The 23,420-nt window shown below is 35.9% G+C and carries 23 protein-coding genes; 10 read left to right on the forward strand and 13 right to left on the reverse strand.

Features of this window, described 5'->3' with window-relative positions:
- Positions 1-78 precede the first annotated feature (78 nt).
- The 7 genes from SMGD1_RS05265 to SMGD1_RS05295 form a co-directional block, all read right to left on the reverse strand.
- A complete protein-coding gene (locus SMGD1_RS05265) occupies positions 79-915 on the reverse strand; it encodes a flagellin N-terminal helical domain-containing protein (protein ID WP_008337001.1) in 837 nt (278 codons plus the stop codon).
- A gap of 137 nt (positions 916-1,052) precedes the next feature.
- Positions 1,053-1,889: a flagellin N-terminal helical domain-containing protein gene (locus SMGD1_RS05270; protein WP_008335895.1), complete on the reverse strand. Its 837-nt coding sequence runs from the start codon at positions 1,887-1,889 to the stop codon at positions 1,053-1,055.
- Positions 1,890-2,052: 163 nt separating this feature from the next.
- A complete protein-coding gene (locus tag SMGD1_RS05275) occupies positions 2,053-2,892 on the reverse strand; it encodes a flagellin N-terminal helical domain-containing protein (RefSeq protein ID WP_008336101.1) in 840 nt (279 codons plus the stop codon).
- Positions 2,893-3,055: 163 nt separating this feature from the next.
- Positions 3,056-3,880 carry a flagellin N-terminal helical domain-containing protein gene (locus SMGD1_RS05280; protein ID WP_008335261.1) on the reverse strand — a complete coding sequence of 275 codons (825 nt, stop codon included), beginning with the start codon at positions 3,878-3,880 and terminating at the stop codon, positions 3,056-3,058.
- Between the two features lie 239 nt (positions 3,881-4,119).
- Positions 4,120-4,947 (reverse strand): flagellin N-terminal helical domain-containing protein, encoded by an 828-nt coding sequence (locus tag SMGD1_RS05285; protein ID WP_008335088.1) that lies wholly within the window; start codon positions 4,945-4,947, stop codon positions 4,120-4,122.
- 163 nt (positions 4,948-5,110) lie between these two features.
- On the reverse strand, positions 5,111-5,938 hold the full coding sequence (locus tag SMGD1_RS05290) for a flagellin N-terminal helical domain-containing protein (RefSeq protein ID WP_008335808.1): 828 nt from the start codon (positions 5,936-5,938) through the stop codon (positions 5,111-5,113).
- 155 nt (positions 5,939-6,093) lie between these two features.
- On the reverse strand, positions 6,094-6,936 hold the full coding sequence (locus SMGD1_RS05295) for a flagellin N-terminal helical domain-containing protein (RefSeq protein ID WP_008335695.1): 843 nt from the start codon (positions 6,934-6,936) through the stop codon (positions 6,094-6,096).
- 194 nt (positions 6,937-7,130) lie between these two features.
- Here SMGD1_RS05295 and topA point away from each other — a divergent pair, with 194 nt between their 5' ends.
- Genes topA through SMGD1_RS05320 form a run of 5 tightly spaced genes read left to right on the forward strand, consistent with a single transcriptional unit; the run spans position 7,131 to position 12,241 of the window.
- Positions 7,131-9,356, forward strand: a complete 2,226-nt coding sequence (gene topA / locus SMGD1_RS05300; protein ID WP_008336353.1) for a type I DNA topoisomerase — start codon at positions 7,131-7,133, stop codon at positions 9,354-9,356.
- A gap of 3 nt (positions 9,357-9,359) precedes the next feature.
- Positions 9,360-9,881, forward strand: coding sequence for a YfcE family phosphodiesterase (locus tag SMGD1_RS05305; RefSeq protein WP_008336239.1), 522 nt, complete (start codon positions 9,360-9,362; stop codon positions 9,879-9,881).
- On the forward strand, positions 9,878-10,723 hold the full coding sequence (locus SMGD1_RS05310) for a biotin synthase (protein ID WP_008336981.1): 846 nt from the start codon (positions 9,878-9,880) through the stop codon (positions 10,721-10,723). Before SMGD1_RS05305 ends, SMGD1_RS05310 begins: the two co-directional genes overlap by 4 nt.
- Before the next feature lie 10 nt (positions 10,724-10,733).
- Positions 10,734-11,888: a cation:proton antiporter gene (locus SMGD1_RS05315; protein ID WP_008335814.1), complete on the forward strand. Its 1,155-nt coding sequence runs from the start codon at positions 10,734-10,736 to the stop codon at positions 11,886-11,888.
- Positions 11,888-12,241 carry an AMMECR1 domain-containing protein gene (locus SMGD1_RS05320; RefSeq protein ID WP_008336794.1) on the forward strand — a complete coding sequence of 118 codons (354 nt, stop codon included), beginning with the start codon at positions 11,888-11,890 and terminating at the stop codon, positions 12,239-12,241. Before SMGD1_RS05315 ends, SMGD1_RS05320 begins: the two co-directional genes overlap by 1 nt.
- On the opposite strand, the gene SMGD1_RS05325 is transcribed toward SMGD1_RS05320, so the two are convergent.
- Complete coding sequence (locus tag SMGD1_RS05325) at positions 12,238-13,203, reverse strand: NAD(P)-binding domain-containing protein (protein WP_008335087.1); 966 nt, start codon at positions 13,201-13,203, stop codon at positions 12,238-12,240. The genes SMGD1_RS05320 and SMGD1_RS05325 overlap by 4 nt on opposite strands.
- A 65-nt stretch (positions 13,204-13,268) precedes the next feature.
- Between SMGD1_RS05325 and SMGD1_RS05330 the strand changes: the two genes are divergently transcribed.
- Positions 13,269-13,637 carry a hypothetical protein gene (locus tag SMGD1_RS05330; protein WP_008336509.1) on the forward strand — a complete coding sequence of 123 codons (369 nt, stop codon included), beginning with the start codon at positions 13,269-13,271 and terminating at the stop codon, positions 13,635-13,637.
- 44 nt (positions 13,638-13,681) lie between these two features.
- A complete protein-coding gene (locus SMGD1_RS05335; protein ID WP_008340846.1) occupies positions 13,682-14,437 on the forward strand; it encodes an OmpA family protein in 756 nt (251 codons plus the stop codon).
- Here the strand turns inward: SMGD1_RS05335 and SMGD1_RS05340 are convergent.
- Both SMGD1_RS05340 and SMGD1_RS05345 read right to left on the reverse strand, forming a co-directional pair.
- A complete protein-coding gene (locus tag SMGD1_RS05340; protein ID WP_008336400.1) occupies positions 14,426-15,301 on the reverse strand; it encodes a ketopantoate reductase family protein in 876 nt (291 codons plus the stop codon). The genes SMGD1_RS05335 and SMGD1_RS05340 overlap by 12 nt on opposite strands.
- Positions 15,298-17,190 carry a sensor histidine kinase gene (locus SMGD1_RS05345; protein WP_008335824.1) on the reverse strand — a complete coding sequence of 631 codons (1,893 nt, stop codon included), beginning with the start codon at positions 17,188-17,190 and terminating at the stop codon, positions 15,298-15,300. Before SMGD1_RS05345 ends, SMGD1_RS05340 begins: the two co-directional genes overlap by 4 nt.
- Positions 17,191-17,292: 102 nt before the next feature.
- On the opposite strand from SMGD1_RS05345, the gene SMGD1_RS05350 reads away from it, so the two are divergent.
- Genes SMGD1_RS05350 through SMGD1_RS05360 form a run of 3 tightly spaced genes read left to right on the forward strand, consistent with a single transcriptional unit; the run spans position 17,293 to position 21,179 of the window.
- Complete coding sequence (locus SMGD1_RS05350) at positions 17,293-17,874, forward strand: class I SAM-dependent methyltransferase (RefSeq protein WP_008336477.1); 582 nt, start codon at positions 17,293-17,295, stop codon at positions 17,872-17,874.
- Positions 17,874-19,679, forward strand: coding sequence for an asparagine synthase (glutamine-hydrolyzing) (gene asnB / locus SMGD1_RS05355; protein WP_008336574.1), 1,806 nt, complete (start codon positions 17,874-17,876; stop codon positions 19,677-19,679). The genes SMGD1_RS05350 and asnB overlap by 1 nt, the downstream gene beginning before the upstream one ends.
- Positions 19,680-19,718: 39 nt before the next feature.
- The gene (locus SMGD1_RS05360) at positions 19,719-21,179 is read left to right on the forward strand and encodes a sensor domain-containing diguanylate cyclase (protein WP_008337010.1); all 1,461 of its coding nucleotides are present in this window, start codon (positions 19,719-19,721) and stop codon (positions 21,177-21,179) included.
- Here the strand turns inward: SMGD1_RS05360 and SMGD1_RS05365 are convergent.
- From SMGD1_RS05365 to SMGD1_RS05375, 3 genes are read right to left on the reverse strand one after another with little or no spacing between them, the layout of a single operon-like run.
- Positions 21,160-22,044: a class I SAM-dependent methyltransferase gene (locus tag SMGD1_RS05365; protein WP_008336652.1), complete on the reverse strand. Its 885-nt coding sequence runs from the start codon at positions 22,042-22,044 to the stop codon at positions 21,160-21,162. The two genes, SMGD1_RS05360 and SMGD1_RS05365, sit on opposite strands and share 20 nt — an antisense overlap.
- Positions 22,044-22,667 (reverse strand): uracil phosphoribosyltransferase, encoded by a 624-nt coding sequence (upp, locus tag SMGD1_RS05370; RefSeq protein WP_008336788.1) that lies wholly within the window; start codon positions 22,665-22,667, stop codon positions 22,044-22,046. The genes SMGD1_RS05365 and upp overlap by 1 nt, the downstream gene beginning before the upstream one ends.
- Positions 22,664-23,419, reverse strand: a complete 756-nt coding sequence (locus SMGD1_RS05375) for a slipin family protein (protein ID WP_008336586.1) — start codon at positions 23,417-23,419, stop codon at positions 22,664-22,666. Before SMGD1_RS05375 ends, upp begins: the two co-directional genes overlap by 4 nt.
- Between the last annotated feature and the right edge of the window lies 1 nt (position 23,420).

A 23,420-nucleotide genomic window follows, 5' to 3' on the forward strand; every position in this document is an offset into this window, starting at 1 on the left:
TTTTTTTGTTATCAAAATAACTTAAGCTACTGAAACAACTTTAGCACTCTCTGCTATATAACATTAGCTTGGTTTATATTATTGAAGTAACTTCAATACATTTTGCTGAACAGCATTAGCTTGACTCATCGCATAAGATCCAGACTGAGCTAAAATATTATGTTTTGCAAATGTTGCTGATTCTGCTGCAAAGTCAACATCTCTGATCTGAGACTCCGCTGATTTTACATTCACTTCTGTTACAGAAATATTTCTGATTGTAGACTCTAGTTTATTTTGAGCCGCACCAAGTGTTGCACGTTTTCCATCTACATTTGTGATTGCAGTTCCTATTGCAGCGATTGTTGTCTCAGCATCTGCTCTTGTAGATACTGTGAAAGTAGCTGCTGTTGTACCAACCAATGTAGAAACCTGAGCATCTCCAATAGTTACAGTTTGTGTCTCAGTGCTGTAAGCACCTGTATGAAACGTAAATGCACCTGCAGTACCACCTGTAGCATCTAATAGATTAACGCCATTAAATTTAGTAGTAGTAGCAATATCTTGTGCTTCTTCCATCAATGCTGTAACTTCTTGTTGAATATAACCACGAGATGTAGTATCTTGAGTATCATTGGCAGCTTGAACAGCAAGTACACTAACTCTTTTTAAGATATTTCCATACTCTTCTAAAGCACCATCTGCAGTTTGGATAAGACCGATACCGTCATTTGAGTTACGAATTGCCTGACCAAGACCTTGAGACTGTGCAGAAAGTTTGTTTGCAATTGCTAGACCAGCTGAATCATCAGCCGCTTTGTTAATACGAAGACCTGAACTTAATGCATTAAGACTTTTATCAAGTCCAACATTGTTCATTGTAGCGTTTCTGTGGGCATTCATTGCGCCTATGTTTGTGTTTATTCTAAAACCCATAACAAATCCTTTTTTTCGATATTTAAGAACTCAAAGCAAAGAATATACCAAGTTAAATTTAGTGTGATTAATGTGTGTGTGGATAGGAGGGTGTCGAAGGATTATTCCTTCGACGTATAGAAGTTAATTAAGATTGATTATTGTAACAATCTTAAAACGTTTTGCTGAACAGCATTAGCTTGACTCATTGCATAAGATCCAGACTGAGCTAAAATATTATGTTTAGCAAAGTTTGCACTTTCTGCTGCGAAGTCAACATCTCTAATTTGAGACTCTGCTGCTGCAATATTTACTTGAGTTACAGATATATTTCTAACTGTTGACTCTAGTTTGTTCTGAGCCGCACCTATTGTTGCACGTTTTCCATCAACTTTTGTAATAGATTCATCCATACTTGCAATAGTAATTTCCGCATTTGCTCTAGTATCAACTGCTGTAGCACCTGTAACAAGTACCGCTGTTGTTGCAGTACCTATAGCAGCACTTTGAGTCTCAGTAGTATAGGCACCTGTATGGAATACGAATGTACCAAGTGCAGCACCTGATCCTGCTGTACCATCAAGAATTTTTACACCATTGAACTTAGTAGTAGTAGCAATATCATTTGCTTCTGCTAACAGAGCTGTAACTTCCTGACCTATATAACCACGTGAAGTTGCATCTTGAGTATCATTGGCTGCTTGAGTTGCAAGTACTCTAACTCTTTTTAAGATATTTCCATACTCTTCTAAGGCACCATCTGCAGTTTGAAGAAGACCAATACCGTCATTCGAATTTCTAATTGACTGACCAAGACCTTGAGACTGTGCTGAAAGTTTGTTTGCAATCGCTAGACCAGCTGAATCATCAGCCGCTTTGTTGATACGAAGACCTGAACTTAACGAGTTAAGACTTTTGTCAAGTCCTATGTTGTTCATTGTAGCGTTTCTGTGTGCGTTCATCGCACCTATGTTTGTATTTATTCTAAAGCCCATAATAAATCCTTTTTAGGGTCGAAAGCCTTTCGCTCTCTATAGTTTTTCAGCTTCCTTGCTGAACTTATGTCTAGTATATCGTCACTTAAAAGAATAACTTTAAATACTAAACTAAAAAAGCCAAAGGAAAAACCTTTGACTATATAAATATATTGACTATTTACTACTGTAAAAGTCTTAAAACATTCTGCTGAACAGCATTAGCTTGACTCATCGCATAAGATCCAGACTGAGCTAAAATATTATGTTTAGCAAAGTTTGCACTTTCTGCTGCGAAGTCAACATCTCTAATTTGAGACTCTGCTGCTGCAATATTTACTTGAGTTACAGATATATTTCTAACTGTTGACTCTAGTTTGTTCTGAGCCGCACCAAGTGTTGCACGTTTTCCGTCGACTGCTTTAATACCATTATCCATAAGAAGGATAGAAGCTTCAGCATCTCCACGAGTTGTTACTAATACGGCAGCAGCACCACCAGCTACTGTAGCTGATACTTCAGCATTACCAATAGTTACTGTTTGAACTTCAGTAGTATATGCACCTGTATGGAATGTAAAACTACCTGCTACTGAACCACCAGTATTATCTAAAAGTTTTACACCATTAAATTTAGTAGTAGTTGCAATATCTTGTGCTTCACCTAAAAGTGCTTGTACTTCTTGAGAAATATAACCACGTGAAGTTGCATCTTGAGTATCATTCGAAGCTTGAACAGCTAGAACTCTAACTCTTTTTAAGATGTTTCCATACTCTTCTAAGGCACCATCTGCAGTTTGGATAAGACCAATACCGTCATTTGAATTACGAACTGCTTGACCAAGACCTTGAGACTGTGCTGAAAGTTTGTTTGCAATCGCTAGACCAGCTGAATCATCAGCCGCTTTGTTGATACGAAGACCTGAACTTAACGAGTTAAGACTTTTGTCAAGTCCTATGTTGTTCATTGTAGCGTTTCTGTGTGCGTTCATCGCACCTATGTTTGTATTTATTCTAAAGCCCATAATAAATCCTTTTTAGGGTCGAAAGCCTTTCGCTCTCTATAGTTTTTCAGCTTCCTTGCTGAACTTATGTCTAGTATATCGTCACTTAAAAGAATAACTTTAAATACTAAACTAAAAAAGCCAAAGGAAAAACCTTTGACTATATAAATATATTGACTATTTACTACTGTAAAAGTCTTAAAACATTCTGCTGAACAGCATTAGCTTGACTCATTGCATAAGATCCAGACTGAGCTAAAATATTATGTTTAGCAAAGTTTGCACTTTCTGCTGCGAAGTCAACATCTCTAATTTGAGACTCTGCTGCTGCAATATTTACTTGAGTTACAGATATATTTCTAACTGTTGACTCTAGTTTGTTCTGAGCCGCACCAAGTGTTGCACGTTTTGCATCAATTCTACCAATAGATACATCCATACCTGCTACCGCAAGTTCTGCATCTGCTCTTGTACTTACACTTGAAGCACTTACAATCAGCGCAGCTTGAGCTGAACCAATAGTTACAGTTTGAACCTCTGTTGTATATGCACCTGTATGGAATGTAAATGCACCAGCAGTTCCACCTGTACCATCAAGAATTTTTGTACCATTAAATTTAGTAGTAGTAGCAATATCATCAGCTTCTGCCAATAAGGCCGTAACCTCTTGTTGAATATACCCACGAGATGTAGTATCTTGAGTATCATTCGAAGCTTGAACAGCTAGAACTCTAACTCTTTTTAAGATGTTTCCATACTCTTCTAAGGCACCATCTGCAGTTTGGATAAGACCGATACCGTCATTTGAATTACGAACTGCTTGACCAAGACCTTGAGACTGTGCCGAAAGTTTGTTTGCAATTGCTAGACCAGCTGAATCATCAGCCGCTTTGTTGATACGAAGACCTGAACTTAACGAGTTAAGACTTTTGTCAAGTCCTATGTTGTTCATTGTAGCGTTTCTGTGCGCGTTCATCGCACCTATGTTTGTATTTATTCTAAAGCCCATAATAAATCCTTTTTAGGGTTGAAAGCCTTTCGCTCTCTATAGTTTTTCAGCTTCCTTGCTGAGTGTTTCCACGTATGTAATATCGTCATCATAAAAAAAACATTTAGTCTTTAACGAAAAAAGGCCAGTAATATTTTTAATATTACTGGCCTTTTTTGTTTAATTGTTTAGATATTAGTAGTGAAAAAGTACTAAAACGTCTTCTAAAGAAACGTGCAGAGCTTACGCTCTTAGTTCATCTACTGAAGTAGACGAAGCACGTTTTGCTGAACAGCATTAGCTTGACTCATTGCATAAGATCCAGACTGAGCTAAAATATTATGTTTAGCGAAGTTTGCTGATTCTGCTGCGAAGTCAACATCTCTAATTTGAGACTCTGCTGCTGCAATATTTACTTGAGTTACAGATATATTTCTAACTGTTGACTCTAGTTTGTTCTGAGCCGCACCAAGTGTTGCACGTTTTGCATCAATTCTACCAATAGATACATCCATACCTGCTACCGCAAGTTCTGCATCTGCTCTTGTACTTACACTTGAAGCACTTACCATAACTGCAATCTGTGTATCACCAATTGTTACAGTTTGAACCTCAGTTGTATATGCACCAGTATGGAATGTAAAACTACCAGCTACTGAACCACCAGTATTATCTAAAAGGTTAACACCATTAAATTTAGTAGTAGTAGCAATATCATCAGCTTCTGCCAATAAGGCCGTAACCTCTTGTTGAATATACCCACGAGATGTAGTATCTTGAGTATCATTGGCTGCTTGAACAGCTAGAACTCTAACTCTTTTTAAGATATTTCCATACTCTTCTAAGGCACCATCTGCAGTTTGGATAAGACCAATACCGTCATTTGAATTACGAACTGCTTGACCAAGACCTTGAGACTGTGCTGAAAGTTTGTTTGCAATCGCTAGACCAGCTGAATCATCAGCCGCTTTGTTGATACGAAGACCTGAACTTAACGAGTTAAGACTTTTGTCAAGTCCTATGTTGTTCATTGTAGCGTTTCTGTGTGCGTTCATCGCACCTATGTTTGTATTTATTCTAAAGCCCATAATAAATCCTTTTTAGGGTCGAAAGCCTTTCGCTCTCTATAGTCTTTCAGCTTCCTTGCTGAACTTATGTCTAGTATATCGTCACTTAAAAGAATAACTTTAAATACTAAACTAAAAAAGCCAAAGGAAAAACCTTTGACTATATAAATATATTGACTATTTACTACTGTAAAAGTCTTAAAACATTCTGCTGAACAGCATTAGCTTGACTCATTGCATAAGATCCAGACTGAGCTAAAATATTATGTTTAGCAAAGTTTGCACTTTCTGCTGCGAAGTCAACATCTCTAATTTGAGACTCTGCTGCTGCAATATTTACTTGAGTTACAGATATATTTCTAACTGTTGACTCTAGTTTGTTCTGAGCCGCACCAAGTGTTGCACGTTTTCCGTCGACTGCTTGAATAGCAGTATCCATATTAGATATTGTAGCTTCTGCTGCTGTTCTTGTATTAACAGCTGTACCACCTGTTACTAAAACAGCTGTTTGTGCTGAGCCAATTGCAACTGCTTGAACTTCAGTTGTATATGCACCTGTATGGAATGTAAAAGTACCTGTAGTACCACCTGTACCATCTAAAAGATTTACACCATTGAACTTAGTAGTAGTAGCAATATCATTTGCTTCTGCTAACAGAGCTGTAACTTCCTGACCTATATAACCACGTGAAGTTGCATCTTGAGTATCATTCGAAGCTTGAACAGCTAGAACTCTAACTCTTTTTAAGATATTTCCATACTCTTCTAAGGCACCATCTGCAGTTTGGATAAGACCAATACCGTCATTTGAATTACGAACTGCTTGACCAAGACCTTGAGACTGTGCTGAAAGTTTGTTTGCAATCGCTAGACCAGCTGAATCATCAGCCGCTTTGTTGATACGAAGACCTGAACTTAACGAGTTAAGACTTTTGTCAAGTCCTATGTTGTTCATTGTAGCGTTTCTGTGTGCGTTCATCGCACCTATGTTTGTATTTATTCTAAAGCCCATAATAAATCCTTTTTAGGGTCGAAAGCCTTTCGCTCTCTATAGTCTTTCAGCTTCCTTGCTGAACTTATGTCTAGTATATCGTCACTTAAAAGAATAACTTTAAATACTAAACTAAAAAAGCCAAAGGAAAAACCTTTGACTCTGAAATCTATTTACTATTGTAATAATCTTAAAACATTCTGCTGAACAGCATTAGCTTGACTCATTGCATAAGATCCAGACTGAGCTAAAATATTATGTTTAGCGAAGTTTGCTGATTCTGCTGCAAAGTCAACATCTCTAATTTGAGACTCTGCTGCTGCAATATTTACTTGAGTTACAGATATATTTCTAACTGTTGACTCTAGTTTGTTCTGAGCCGCACCTATTGTTGCACGTTTTGCATCAATTTTTTGCATTGCATTATCCATTTTAAGGATTGAAGCTTCAGCATCACCACGAGTAGTTACTGCAACTGTAGTAGCTGCAGCACTAAGAATTTCTGCTACCGTAGCTGATGCAATCACTGTACTTTGCGTCTCAGTAGTATATGCACCAGTATGAAATATGAATGTACCATCTGCACCAGCACCACCAGTACCGTTAAGCACACCTACTCCATTAAATTTTGTAGTAGTAGCAATATCATTTGCTTCACCTAAAAGTGCTTGTACCTCTTGAGAGATATAACCTCTTGATGTAGCATCTTGAGTATCATTCGAAGCTTGAACAGCTAGAACTCTAACTCTTTTTAAAATCTGTCCATACTCTTCTAACGCACCGTCTGCAGTTTGAAGAAGGCCAATACCGTCATTTGAGTTACGAACTGCCTGACCAAGACCTTGAGACTGTGCTGAAAGTTTGTTTGCAATTGCTAGACCAGCTGAATCATCAGCCGCTTTGTTGATACGAAGACCTGATGAAAGAGAGTTAAGACTTTTATCTAATCCCACATTATTCATTGTTGCGTTTCTGTGTGCGTTCATCGCACCTATATTTGTATTTATTCTAAAGCCCATCATAAATCCTTTTGTGGGTAAGAGCCTTTTGCTCTATTCAGTTCTCAGCGTCCTTGCCGATTAGTACTATATCGGTACTAATAACTTTAACTTTAATTTAATTTTAAATGTACACTAGTTTTCACTATTTAATCTTTTTTCGATACACTTCCAAAATCAAAACCACTATACTATACTATATATAGGAAAACTATTTGAACTTAATTATCGTCGAGTCACCAGCTAAAGCAAAGACAATTAAAAACTTTTTAGGTAAAGAATATGAAGTTATCGCGTCTAAAGGTCACATTCGTGATTTACCTAAATCTCGTTTTGGAATTACAGTAGATGAGGACAACCAACTTGTTCCAGCATACAGTGTTGCAAAAGAGAATGCTGCTACAGTTAAAGAGATTAAAGACTTAGCAAAGAAAGCAGATGTTATATATATCGCGACCGATGAGGATCGTGAAGGTGAAGCTATTGGTTGGCATATTGCTCACGCTATAAAAAGAGATCCTGAGGAACTTCCTCGTATAGTTTTTCACGAGATTACTAAAACTGCCATAAACCATGCACTAGAATCTGCTCGTAAGATAGATATGAATATGGTTAACGCTCAACAAGCTCGCCGTATGCTAGATCGTGTTGTTGGATATAAACTCTCGCCACTGCTCGCGAGCAAAATTCAAAAAGGTTTATCTGGAGGTCGTGTTCAATCTTCAACTCTGAAGCTTGTAGTTGATCGCGAAAGAGAAATCAAAGCTTTTATTCCTGTAGAGTACTGGTCAATTGACACTCTATTTAAAACAGATATAGAAGCAACTCTTATTGCACATAAGGGTGACAAACTATCTAAACTCTCAATTGAAAACAAAAATGATGCAGAGGCTATCACTAAAAGTGTTAGTGCTGATACATTTGTTATCTCAAAAATTGAGACTAAACAGAGAAAGACATCTACTCCTCCACCGTTTATGACTTCTACTCTTCAGCAGACTGCATCTAGCAAATTAGGCTTCACTCCTAAAAAAACTATGATGGTTGCACAAGCTCTTTATGAAGGTGTTAAAACTCCTGATGGTACATCTGGTGTTATTACATATATGAGAACAGATTCACTTAACATGGCTGCAGAAGCTGTTGGTGCAGTTCGTGGGATTATTGAAAGCAGATATGGTAAAAAATATCTTCCTGAGGAGCCAAAATTTTATGGCAAAAAAGCAAAAGGCGCACAAGAAGCTCACGAGGCTATCCGCCCTACTATGCTTCACTTCTCTCCAGAAGTTGCACAATCATTTTTAAAAGCGGATGAGATTAAACTTTACCGTCTGATTTATGAAAGATTTATGGCTTGTCAAATGAATGATGCTATGTTTGAGCAACAAAGCATCATTTTTGAGGGTGAAGAAAACGAGTATAGAGCAAGTGGCAGAAAGCTGATATTTGACGGTTTTTACGCTGTTACCGGAACTGAGGACAAAGACAAACTTCTTCCAACTCTAAAAGAGGGTGAAAAAGCTGAGATTCAAACTATAAATCCGGAGCAACACTTTACAGAACCACCTGCTCGTTACTCTGAAGCATCTCTAATTAAAAAACTGGAGTCTGAGGGAGTTGGTCGTCCATCTACTTACGCTCCAACCATTGCAACTCTCAGTGGTCGTACTTATGTAACGATTGAGAAAAAACAAATCATTCCGACAGAGATAGCATTTACTGTAACTGAGATGCTGGAGAAAAACTTTGCAAATATTGTAGATATATCTTTTACTGCAAATATGGAAGAAAAACTTGATGAGATTTCTGAAGGTGAAAATGACTGGCAAAAACTTCTAAGTGATTTCTACTTTCCTTTTATGGATCAAGTTGCTGAAGGTAAAGAGAAAATAATCTCTCTTAAACTTGCAAAACCATTAGGTCGTACTTGTCCAAAATGTGGAGAGCATGAGTTGCTACTTCGTTCTGGTCGTTTTGGTAACTTTGTAGCTTGTAGTGGTTTTCCAAAGTGTAAATACACAGAACAAGTTGATGAAGAAGGTAATAAAATAGAAGTGAAAGTTGAAACAAGCGACGAAGCTTGTGACAAGTGTGGAAAAGAGATGATCGTTAAAAATGGTAGAAATGGTAAATTTTTAGCATGTAGCGGTTACCCTGATTGTAAAAATACTAAAAGTATGGATATTGAGACTAAAGTCAGTGAAGTTCCTTGTCCTGATTGTGGCGGTGAAATAAGTCTTAAAAACTCTAGACGTGGGGCATTTTGGGGATGTGGGAACTACCCAGATTGTAAATTTATATCTAAGTTCGAGCCTACAACTATTAAATGTAAAGAAAAGGATTGTAAGGGAGTTCTTGCCCAGAGAGTTTATAGAAACAAAGATATTTATGAATGTGTTAAGTGTAAAACTAGGACCCCAAGAGGCGAAGAAGCGAAGTAAGTTATGAAGATAGGCATTATTTCAGATACTCACACCAAGGTTCAAATGGCAAAAGATGCACTCAATTTTCTTATAGAAAATGGTGCAGAGTTTATCATTCATGCTGGAGATATTGTAGAAGTTGAGATATTAAACCTCCTTAAAAATTGCGGAGTCAGGTACATAGCAGTCTATGGAAACAACGATGCTCACCTTGCCCAATATCATGGCAAATATAATTTAGTTCAAGAGCCTCACTACTTTAAACTTGCAAACTCAAAATTTAAACTTATGCACATGCCTTACTATATGGCACCAGATGCTGATATTGTAGTATTTGGTCATACACATGAGTTTGAAAGTGATTATAAAAACGGTACTCTATTTTTAAATCCTGGTGAGTCTTGTGCAAGAAATAAATCTATTTCCGAATGTGCTATGCTCGAAGTAACTGAACCGACACTATTAGTGACTTACTACACTAAAGAGAGAAAAGAGGACACTTTTAAACATCAAATATTTTCATATGAGAGAATAAAATCATGAACAAAGAAATTTTTTTATGTTCAATCTGTAACATAAACAGCGGAACATGCAACGAAGACTGTAAGTTTTGTTCACAAAGTGTAAGATACAAAGCAGATATACAACGCTATAAACAAAAAGACATAGATATTATTTTAAAAGAAGCAGTCACTGCCAGAGATAATGGTGCTTTGGGTTTTTGTCTTGTAACAGCAGACAAAGGTCTCAATGATAAAACTCTTGACTTCGTATGTTCTATTGCAAAAGTTTTAACTTTACAAGTGCCACAACTAAGACTTATAGCATGTAATGGAACAGCGACTCTGGAGCAATTACTAGTCTTAAAAGAAGCTGGAATCAAAGCATATAACCACAACTTAGAGACTTCGAGAGAATTTTATCCCCGTATTTGTACAACACACCCTTGGGATGAACGCTATGAGACTTGCTTAAATGTAAATAAAGCTGGTTTAGTTCTTATAAGTGGTGGTATATTTGGGCTTGGAGAGACAGATGCAGATAGAGTGTCTATGCTGGAGTCTCTAAACTCTCTAAATCCAAGTTCTGTACCAATAAACTTTTATCACCATAATGAAGCTCTAGAATTAGAGCCAAACTCATTAGATATAGAAGAAGCATTTTCACTTATAAAACTAACAAGAGATACAATCCCTAAAGCAGATAGAATCATGATTGCCGGCGGAAGAGAACTAATGTTTGGTGATAGACAAAATGAGATTTTCAAATATGGTGCTAACTCAATTGTAATAGGAAACTATCTTACAACAAGCGGTCGAGTTATGAGTAAAGATTTAGATATGCTACAATCTCTAAATCTAAAAGTAGCAAAAACTGTAACATGAAGGAAAGTCTATGAGTGATAACGTTGTTTTAATTATTACAATTTCACTTATTATTATCTTTTCCCCATTTTTTGCAAGACTTCTAAAACTTCCTACTACACCTATTGAAATAATTCTGGGTTCCCTTTTAGGATATATTGGTTTTTTACATAATGAACACCTCTTTGATATAGTCGCAGAGCTTGGATTTTTATATTTGATGTTTATTGCAGGTACAGAGATTAACCTCAAAAAAGTTATAAAAACACCTGTAAACCTTATGAAAAAGGTTATCTTTTATCTTATTATCCTATATACTTTTTCCATACTTATTTCTGTGTATCTAAACCTTGGAAAGATATTTATGGTGCTTCTTCCTCTAATCTCGGTTGGACTTGTTGCTACTCTTTCTAAAGAGTATGGTAAAACATCTTGGCTCGGTTTATCTATGACTGCAGGTGGTATAGGTGAAGTTGTCAGTATCGGCTTTCTAACTCTAACCTCTGCAGCCCTAACCTCTGGTTTTGGTATTGGACTCATTAAAACAATCTTTGCCCTTATGCTATTTTTATTATTTATGTTTTTGTTATTTCGTGCAATGGAACTACTGTTTTGGTGGTTTCCGGGAGTATCAACTGCGCTGATGCCAGTAGAAGACAACAAAGAACAAGATATCCGTCTCTCCATGGGAATCTTCTTCCTGCTTGTTGGTGCAATGCTATACCTTAACCTAGAACTTGCCTTTGGAGCATTCTTAGCCGGTATATTTATACCAACATTTTTTGAGCATAAACACGAACTTCCCGAAAAACTTGCATCCTATGGATTTGGATTTTTGATTCCTATATTTTTCATACATATTGGAAGTTCATTTAACCTAGATGCACTTACAATGGATGGTTTGATTTCTAAAGCTCTTATTATCGCTTCTGTAATGATTGTTATGAGAGTGATAGCATCTATAGTTTTTATAAAAGAGCTAGGTCTTATAAACTCTATTCTTATGGGACTATCTCATTCTATGCCTCTAACACTTCTTATAGCTATGGCAACACTGGCATATAACGCTTCAAGTATAGACACTCTGCACTATTACGCATTCATTTTAGCTGCTCTGTTTCAGGTTATAAGTGTTATGATTATTATCAAACTTATCAATAACTATAAACTTAAAAGGGGGATTTGATGTCTCGTTCGGTCTTGCTGCAACTTGCTCGCGATTCAATACAAGAAGTTTTAGAAATGAAAAGAACTATAGACAAATCTGCACTCTTAAATGAGCATCCTTTACTCAACGAAAAGATTGCTACAACTGTAAACATTTACATCAGCGATGAGTTGAGAGGTTCATTCACATCTAAAGAAGCTACAAAGAGCCTTCTCGAAGATATAGTATATAATGCTAAAAAATCTGCTTTTGAAGATAAAAGTTTCACTCCGCTAACAACTTCTGAATATCTAAGTTGTGAGATAGAGCTACTACTCAATACACCAGATGGTGTTATGAGTGAAAAAGACCCTGCAATTTTAAAAGACTAATCTGATGGTATTTGGTCTCCACCTTGAATATAGCAAGCTATTGCGTAGCCATGGTTAAGTCCTAAAGCGATACTTCCACCTGACTCTTGAGTTATATCTCCAGCTACAAACATCCCTTTGATATTTGTTTCATAGTTATCATCATGGACAGGTTTTCCATCTGCTTCTTCGATGCCTGAACTTGCCAAAAATGCGCTTGGAGTCGTTCCGCCGATTGCATAAATAACTCTGTCAAAAATCTCATTTTCCATGTCGTTAAAAATAACTTTAACTTTACCATCGACATCTTCAAGTCCATCAATATCTATGCCTAAAATAGGTCTGACTTCTTTATGCATAATTGCATTGGCTATATTTGTTTGGTTAGTAGGATTGGCACGTCTAAAAGTTTCTCTTCTGTAACAAATAGCTACATCATTTTTCTCACTCAAATCAACAGCGTACTCAACAGCACTATCTCCGCCACCAACTACAAGAATTTTTTCACCCTCTGAACAATCATCTAAAGTGTAACCTACCTTCTTTTTTATACCTGATGGAATCTTATAACTTGGTTTGTTTGGTTTACCCATTCTGCCTATAGTCACAACAACATTCTTAGCTCTGACGCTTTTACCAGCCATAAAAACTTCAAAAAAGTTTTCCTTTTTCTCTATGGACTGAACCTCTACATGAGTCTGTAGTTCCACTGAGTGATGGTCTAAAATCTCATCAAAAAAGTCTAAAGTTGTCTCTTTCGTGCCGTCTACAAAGTAGATTCTACCATCTAGTTCAACCTTTTGACCCTTCCAATCCTTATCTACTCTCTTATTGTCTTTGTAATATTTGCGTATAGTCGAATTATGATTTTGATCTTTTTCTAGAAGTACAATATCCCTTATCCCTTGTAAATAGCCTTCAACAGCCGTTGCAATACCGGCTGGACCTGCCCCAATAATTGCCAAGTTATATAGATGACTCATTAAAACTCCTTATGTTATTGGAATTATTTTAACATAATTTAGCAATATTGTTATATACTTGCTGAATGTATTATGTAATTAAAAAACAACACACTTCGCCACTCACTACTTTTATTAGTTTTCCTGTGCCTAAGTATATTGCTTCAAAGAATAATGAAAGTGTAATATTTGAGTTTCAAAAAGATGGAAAACCTATAAGAAAATGGGTAAAAAAAGAAGATATTATCCTGCTTACTGATAATAAAGATTATTTTCTAGAGACTGTAAAACATTTCAAAGATATAGAAGCGACTCAGCAAAAACTAGTTGATGAAGCACACGAACAACTCAACAAGTCCATCGAAGCATTCACAGAAACAATGAATTCGGAAATAGATGAATATAGTGAAATACGAGACTCTTCTGATGTACCTTGTATTCTCAAAGACTTATAAGAAATTTTATATTATAATCGACACACTTAAATTTTGGGATTAAAATGAAATACCTTTTACCACTATTAGCTCTAGTTTTTTATGCTTATGCATCCGAAGTTACACCAAAAACAGATAGCGAATTTGCCTACATTCAGCCAATAGCAGTTGAAGAAGCACCAGTAGTAAAAGCTGTTGAAGAAGCACAGCTTGATGGTGATTCTGACGGTGTACTAGATCGTGATGACAAATGTCCAAACACTCAAGCAGGTGAAAAAGTAGATGCAAGTGGTTGTATGATTAAACTTGACTCAGATAAAGATGGTGTTCCAGATACAGATGATAAATGTCCTAACACTCCTGCAGGAACTAAAGTTGACTACAGGGGCTGTGAGCTAGACAGTGATGATGATGGGATTGTAGATTCAAAAGACAAATGTCCTGATACGAGTAAAGACTTTGTTGTTGATGGTTATGGTTGTCCACAGACTGCGACACTCAAAGTAAACTTTGCACCAAGCAAGTACAATGTTTCAGAAGAACTTGTTAACGATCTTCAAAACTTTGCACTATTCTTAAAAGAAAATCCTGGATATCAAATACTCATCTATGGATACACAGATAGCATCGGTAGTGCAGCAGCAAACAAAACACTTTCACAAAACCGTGCAAATGCTGTAAAAGAAGCTCTATCTCGTTATGGAATTAAAACTACGAGAATGACTGCTATAGGAAAAGGTGAAGCTAACCCGATCGCTGATAACACGACTAAAGCAGGACGTGCAGAAAACCGTCGTATTGAAGTAGAACTACTTCAGTAACTCACCATACATCTTACTCATAAGTGGAGTTTTTACTCCGCTTATCTTTGCTTCTTTTACAATGTAACCACAAAGACTCTCTAGCTCTACTCTTTTGTCATTTTTAAAATCTAGATGCATCGATGTGTATGAATCTTTTGGAACTTTACTAGCCGTATATAGAGCTTTTTCTATTTCAGATTTTATATCTATACCCTTTGCAGATGCAACATCAGAAATCTCTTTTAAAACAGATTTTACCTCATCATAATGCTTATCATGCAAGTAACCGATGCTTCTGTCATAGTAACTAGTCAGTGTTGCAAATGCTGAGATAAATATATATTTCTTCCAAATATCTATTTTTATATCCTCTGATATTTTGGCACGTAGTGAGGAATCATCAAAGATTGATTTTAAAATGGCACTCTCATATTCAAGTCCACCAAAAACTGCTAAAAATATATTTCCCTTTTTACGTATGACTCCATGAGACTCTATATGTGAGAGTATATAGACACAGCCATCAAGAACTTTGGATTTACTAAGTTTTCTTAAGAGATTACCATTGGATACACCGTTTGAGAAACTTACTATAATCGTATTGGCATCTACATATTTACTTATAGCCTCGTATGACTTTTGAAGATCATAACTCTTTACACAAAACAAAACTACGTCAAAGTAACCATTAGCCTCGTTTAACTCTCTTGCATCTAGTTTTACACTCCAAGAGCTGTTATCTTCAACTATTTTGATTCCATCTTTTTTAATCTTTAAGAGATGCTCATCTCTGGCAAAACCGACTATCTTATGGGTGCTTTTTGTTAGATTCGCAGCGATATATCCGCCTACTCCTCCAAGACCTATAACGGCTACTCTCATTCTTCACCTTTTGTTGTACCAGTTAGTTCTATTTTAAAACATGCTCCACGATTTGTGTTTTCTACACTTATCAAACCATCACAGTGCTCGGTTATAATTATCTGAGCTATATATAAACCTAAGCCTGTTCCATTTTTTTCTTTAGTCGAGAAATACGGGTCAAATATTTTAGAGATTATATCCTCAGGTATTCCTCCAGCGTTGTCTTCTATTAAGATTACTTGATTTCCTGATTCATTCGTATCTATACTAATATAGATGCATGGTTGCTTAATTTCATTGCTAACCAAGGCATCAGCTCCGTTATGAATAACGCTTAAAACAACTTGCATGATTTCATTTTCAAAACTACTTATTTCAGGTAAGTCTTTGCCGTAATTTTTTACAATTTCTATGCCTTTTGTATCTAGCAAGTGTCCGCCGATAGTTAATGTTTTATCTACTAAGGATACAAGATTAAAAGAAGTTCGAACCTTGTCAGGCTTAAAAAAGTTTCTAAAATCATCAATCGTTTTAGAGAGATGTTTGACAAACTCATTTATCTTATTTAGACTTTTAAGGCTATATTCTTCCATATCGGCACGACCCTGTACTGTAGACAGATCATAAACACGACGTTCAAAAAGTCTGATTTGCATATCAATAGAAATGGCTGAGATTACGCCAAGAGGCTGTCTCCATTGATGAGCAATCATAGATATCATCTCACCCATCTGAGCCAAACGGGACTGCTGTAACATCTGCTCATCTTTAGCTTTCATTTGAGAGAGTTTGTTTTGCATAACCTCTTCTATCTTTACAATATTTTCATTTACTACATTTGCCATAACGGCTATCTCATCTTTACTCTCTATCTTAATCTGATTAGCACTGTTTTTCTGAAGATCCAAGTAGCTGAAGAAATCAAGAAGCCCTGTTTGAAAATTTGATATAACTCTAGAGATAGAGCGAGAGATAAGTGCACCAAACAATATGCCTATAAATATTGTAAACAGAGTTACACAGATAAGTGTAGCAACTACGAATTCACGCTTTTCATATATGTCATCTAAGGAGTTATTTCCAATATTTAGTGATTCTCCAATAACAATAGATCCTAACTTTTTTGTATTTGGAACTACAGCAGAGACATGCTCATTATTATACTTAACCCATCTGTACATAGACTCTTCATATTTTTTAGCAGAGTCATAAAACATAACGATTTTTTCGTGCTCAAAAGCTTCATTTGACATAGCTTTTAATCTATCTAGTTCACTCATCATAAAAGCAAAATCTTTTTTAAACATTTCAAAAAGATTCTCATCAGGAGAGAGAAGATAACGTTTTTCATCTGCACGTGTCATATATGTGTATTGCCAAATATTTGATCCGGCATTGATTTTCTCTATAGTCTTTTGGGATAATTTTCTCTTGACATCTACACGTTTTGCTTCCACATACTGCTGAATCTGCGAGGTAATACTTTCACCATTTTTCTGAAGAACATTACTCTCTTTCTCAAGTTCTTCAAGCAAGTAAATACCTCTTTTGTAATTTACATCGTACTCTTTCATAGCTTGCTTAATCGCTCTGGTTGACTCTCCGCTCATCCCATCAAGAGTTTCATATATATGCTTAATTGCTCTCTCTGACTTGATAAAAGCCTGTTTAGCATTGGCATGATTCATAACAGAACCATTAGCATTTAAAAGGTAGTTTTTCTCTTCTAAAATCGCACGATACGCATTTCTTTCAATACTATTGGCACGAATTAATTCATCAACCTGAGCTTGAATAATATTTAGACCGTTATTTGAAACAAATGAGAGGCTAAGCGCAGCAAGTACACTTAAACCTACAAGTATATAGGTCTTGCATCTAATAGAAAAATTATTTAAGAAATTCATGCTCTTCCTAATATAAGATAATTTGATACTTCATTATATTACATTGATTATTTGTCTTTACTTATAAAATGAATTATAATACGCTTATACAAAGGAAGCCAGATGCCACGCATAGACAGTCAAAAATTTTATAGCTCAGCGATAGAAGTTCATGGTGTTACTGCTAAAGGTGTGAACTGGCACTCAAAAGAGTCTCAACGCACTAGATTTGATATTATTTTCAATATACTACCGAAGGATTTAACACAATTCACTATTGCAGATGCAGGTTGTGGGTTTGGTGACTTGTATCTGTATGCTCAAAAAAAGAAAAGATTACCAAAAGAGTATATCGGAATAGACTCTCTACCTGACATGTACTCTATAGCATCTGAGCAAACAGGCTGTGAAATCATCATCGCCGATATTTGTAAAGACCCTCTTCCAAGTGCTTCTTACTACATCTGTAGTGGTGCGATGAATGTGCTAAATAATTTTGAGACACATCTTTTTATTCGTAAGTGTTATGAAGCATCTGAGATAGGATTTATCTTCAACATCTTACACGGAGATAAAGAGAGCGAAACTTATAACTATCTCACTACCGCTCAAATACAAAAGATTGCATCTGAGATTGGAGTTACAAAGATAACGCTAAAAGATGATTATATGGAAGATGATATAACGGTAGGCTTTTATAAATAATGTGCGCAATATTTGGAATAGTTGGAGAGTATGATGAGGCAAAAGCAAAAAGAGCTTTAGCACTACTTTCTCACAGAGGCCCTGACTACTGCGGCATTACTCAAAAAACAAACTTATTTTTTGCACACCAGAGACTTAGCATCTTAGATGAGAACGCTCGTTCACATCAACCAATAAAGCATGAAAATATCCTTCTTTCTTTCAATGGAGAGATATATAACTTCAAAGAGTTAAAGCAAGAACTCTCATCCGAATTTAACTTCAAAACTCAGGGTGACAGCGAGGTAATCATCGCTGCATATCTAAAGTGGGGAGCAGACTTTGCACTGCATCTGCGAGGTATGTTTGCCATTGCTTTGATGGACGCTGATACACTATACCTCTTTCGTGACAGACTTGGTAAAAAGCCTCTCTTTTTTATGCACCAAGATAGTTTCATCTTTGCATCTGAGATAAAAGCGCTTACTCCTTTTTTAAACAAAACTCAGATGAACGAAGATGCTCTTATGAGTTACCTCTCTTTTTTAGCACCTACTGCTCCAAACACTTTTTTTAAAGGCATCAACAAACTTGCATCTGGAGAATATCTGGTTTTAAAAAACGGGCAGTATGAAGTAAAGAGATACTTCGACCTGCTAGACACTAACCCGAGTATCATAACAGATAGAGATGAAGCTCTGTATACCTTAGAGTCACTTTTAAAAGAGTCTATTACTATGCGTCTAGATGCTGACCAGCCTATGGCATCTCTACTCTCAGGAGGGATAGACAGTGCTACTATAAACTACTACGCAAAACACAGCGGAGTAAACCTTCAAACATATACACTTGGTTATGAAAATTTTGCAAAATATGATGAACGCCAAAATGCAAAAGAGACAGCTGACTTTTTGAGTCTTAGCAATATTGATGTAGAAATAACCCAAGATGATTTTATAGATGCAAGTGATAAAGTTTTAGACTCTTTGGATGAACCTCTGAACGATCCTGCATCTGTGCCTCTGTATTTGCTGTTTGATAGAATTAAAAGAGATGGATATAAAGTAGTTCTAAGCGGTGAAGGAAGTGATGAGCTTTTTCTTGGTTATAGACAATACTTTGAATTTTTAGATATAGAGCAGATGTCAAAACTCTCAAACAAGAACTGGCTAAAAAAATACTTCCGTTCAAACTACTCTCAAAATAGAGAGTGGGAATACTACAAAAGAATCTTCGATGATACACTTCTCTTTAGAACATCAGGTGAGACTTTTACAGACCTGCAAAAAAATGCTCTTATGAAAAGAAATGTAAAAGACAACCAAGCTCTAAAATACCTAAAAACTTATAGAGATAGATTTGAAGCATCCCCACATACAGATGAGAGCATCTGGTACAGCTACATAGACTTAAATCATTTTCAAGCTGAACAATTTCTTACAAAACTAGACCGTGTTAGTATGGCTCATAGTATTGAGTCTCGCACACCATTTTTAGACCATAAACTTGCATCTGCTGTTTTTAGTTTAGACCCGAAACTCCGCTACGAAGATGGAGTAACAAAGTCACTACTAAAACAAATAATGAAACCGCATCTAAATGAAAAAATCTTAAACAGAAAGAAAAAAGGTTTCTCAAATCCTTATATGGAGTACCTAGTTGACTCTAAAAAACTAGAACTTATCAAAGAGGTAAATCAACAGACTGGGATGTTTAAACCTAAAGAGTTAGATGAACTACTAAACTCTGCATCTACAGGTGGATTTAAACAGCACATTTGGGGGCTTTATGTGCTTAGTGTTTGGCTTAAGAAGTGGATAGTTTAATTAAGATATAATTCTTTTTAATATATTTAGGAATCTTTTATGAAATCAAACTACAAAATTATTATCGTTATTACTATCTTACTTCTTATCCTTTCTGTTACTATCTCTGTAGCCAATTACATGGTTTCACTAAAATCTACGCAGACGCATCTAAAAACTCAGTCGCTGCCTCTTTCTATTGACAATATCTATACTGAGATTCAAAAGCACTTAATAGAGCCTTATCTTGTTAGTTCTATGATGGCTAACGATACTTTTTTAAAAGACTGGATAGTTCATGAAGAGGAAAATGTAGGAAAAATAGCAAAATATCTTGACAGCATAAAAAACAAGTATGAGATGCTAACAGCATTCTTGGTCTCAGAGAAGAGTCATAAATACTACACTCATAATGGCTATTTAGAGGAAGTAAAAAAAGATAACCCAACTAATCAATGGTACTTCAAGTTCAAAAATACTCCAAAGAGCCATGAGATAAATCTAGACTTTAATGAGAACTTTACGAACACTCTTATTATGTTTATCAACTTTAAAATATACGATGACAACTATAATTTCATTGGTGCAACTGGGATTGGAATAGAGATTTCATATATTGATGAGATGCTTCGTATGTTCAAGAAAAACTACCATCTAAATGTTTACTTTTTAAATGAAGACGGAAAAGTTGTACTAACTAGACAAAACAAAGAAGCATATTCACATCTAAACGAGATGAAAGAGCTTAAAAAGTACAGAGATCAGATAATCTCAAAAGACACAAGTATGATTGAGTATGAAAAAAATGGTGAAGAGTACCTGCTCAAGACGAAGTATATTCCTGAACTAGATATCTATCTGGTAGTAGAAGCAAAATTAAATGACTTTGATAAAGAAGCTACACAAGTATTTTACTTTAACCTCATTATATCTTTGATTTTCACACTTTTATTTGCGATTATTATTATGTTTGTATTAAGAAATTACCACAGAAAACTAGAGATACTAGCTGACTTTGATTCACTTACAGAGATACCAAATAGACGAAACTTCAACACAAAATTTGAACAATTTTTATCTCTGCATAAAAGAGATGAGAGGCCTATTTGTCTTGTGTTTATGGATATAGATGATTTTAAGTCAATAAACGATGAGCTTGGTCACAATATCGGAGATGAAGTTTTAATACAAGTTGCTAAAATTTTAAAAAATAGAGTAAGAAAAACTGACCTTCTTTCACGATGGGGCGGAGAAGAGTTTACTATTGCATTTATAGACACAAATATAAATGATGCTCACACTATCACCCAAAAAATCAGAGAAGCAATAGAGAAAAATGAAACTCTTAAGAAAACTGTCGGATATAACCTTACAGCTAGTTTTGGTCTTACTGCCTGTAACGAGTACGATACTATTGATACAGTAATATCCAGAGCTGATAAAGCTATGTATGAAGCAAAACAACACGGTAAAAATAGAGTTGTTTTAGCACGATCGGCTGTTAGTGAAGAATCTTCCTAGCCGTTAAGAAAAGATAGTCTTTTCCGGTTACAGTCACTCTGTATTTCTTTTGTTGAAGATATTTTTTACAAAAGTGTATATCTTTTAAAACTAGACTCAACTCAGAAAATGCATAGTTTGGTGCTTTTGCACCATAAATCATCTCCCCGTCAATCCATCTACAGTTTGGAAATCCAAGAATTATAGCCCCACCTTTTTCTAAATGGTTTTGATAGAGAGACATAAAAGTAGTGTTAAAGTTTATATTTGTGCTTTGCAGAGTTCCTATAGAGATGATAAGATCAAACTCTCCAAGTCCTAACTCATCTAGTGCATTTATATCGTGGCATCTAAAGTCTACATTTGCACTTGGGAAATCTTTTTTTGCATACTCTATTGCAGATGCTGAGTAGTCAATCCCTACAAATTCTTTTTCTTTAAACTCATCAGCACTTAGTAACTCCTCTATAACTCTAAACTCATCACCTCTGTTTACACCAAGGTTTAAAACTCTTTTTTTGTCCTTGATATTTATGAACTTCAGAGCCTCTCTATAGTGGTAAAGAAAACTAAACTGGGCTGTTTTATCTATAGTAAAAAACTCACTATCTACACCGTACTTTTCACTGCTTTTATCTGCTTTGTGAAAAGAACTTTCAAGATTTAACTTCTGAAATCTCAGGGTTAAACTCTTTGCATCTGAGCTTGTAGGAGTCAGCATCTTCATAAAAAAGACCTGCGCTAAATCAACAAATGCTTTATAGCCTATGCGTTCTATATCACTCTCTAAAACTTCCAACTCAACAATCTCGCCAGCTTCTATTTCACAAGTCTCAAACCACTCAAGTATTTCTTTTGAACTTTTTTCTTTAAAATTTATATTCATTACCCTACCGTATTATATGACCTGTCACCAGCATCTCCAAGACCTGGTATTATGTACTTATCCTCGTTGAGTTTCTCATCTATTTGTGCGATATAGATATCAATCTCAGGATAAGCAGATTTTACCACGTCCAGACCCTCTGGTGAGCCTATTATGTTTAGTGTTATTATTCTTGATGGTTTTCTTGATTTTATAAGCTCCAATGCATCTATCATCGAACCGCCAGTTGCTACCATCGGATCAACTAAAAGTATAGTTTTCCCCTTACAATCCGGAAGTCTATCATAATAGAGAACACTTTCATGTGTTGTCTCATCTCTTTTCATAGCTAAAAATCCGGCATGAGCATCAGGCAGAAGCTCCATTACACTGTCTAGCATCGGCATCCCAGCTCTTAAAACCGTAACTACGACAATACTCTCTTCATCTATAGTTTTACAACTTAATTCTCCCGTCCATGTAATTACAGTCCTATCTAGAAGAGGAAAGTCGTGAAACGCTTCATAGACAAGCTGTTTTGTGAGCTCGGCTATAGTATGTCTAAAACGAACTGCATCTCGTCTTTGATCTCTTAGATGTGTCACCAAGGTTTTTGTTAGAGGGTTTGTCAATTCATGAATCATTCTTTACCTTTAAAAAGTTTACTCAATTCTGTTGAAAATGGAAATATGATTGTATTAGTCTTGTCATTGGAAATATCACTCATTGTTTGAAGATAACGAAGCTGTATCCCTAAACTATTTTCAGAGAGTTTTTTTGCTGCTGCTAGCAGATTTTCACTGGCTTCCAACTCACCTTTTGCATTGATTACTTTAGCACGACGTTCACGCTCTGCTTCTGCCTGTTTTGCAATAGCACGAACCATACTCTCATCAAGGTCAATATGCTTAATCTCAACATTTGAGATTTTTATCCCCCAGGCATCTGTCTGCTTATCAAGAATCTCTTGAATATCATGGTTAAGTCTTTCACGCTCTGCTAGCATCTCATCAAGTTCATGTCCACCAAGAACTGAGCGCAGAGTAGTCTGTGCGAGCTGACTCGTAGCTGTATTATAATCCTCTACTTGTATGATTGCTTTCTCTGGATCTAATACACGAAAATATACTACGGCATTTACATGGACAGATACATTATCGTGAGAGATTACATCTTGCGTCGGGACATCTAAAACTATGGTTCTTAAATCCACTCTGACCATCTGTTGAATAAATGGGATAAGGATGATTAAACCTGGGCCTTTGACACCAGTAAATCTTCCAAGAGTAAATACAACACCGCGTTCATACTCTCGTAAAATTCGAATGGCCATCGCCAAAAACACTATTACTAAAACTACTACATATATTCCAAAAACTGGTCCGTCAAAATACATC

Source organism: Sulfurimonas gotlandica GD1, from assembly GCF_000242915.1.
GTDB lineage: Bacteria > Campylobacterota > Campylobacteria > Campylobacterales > Sulfurimonadaceae > Sulfurimonas > Sulfurimonas gotlandica.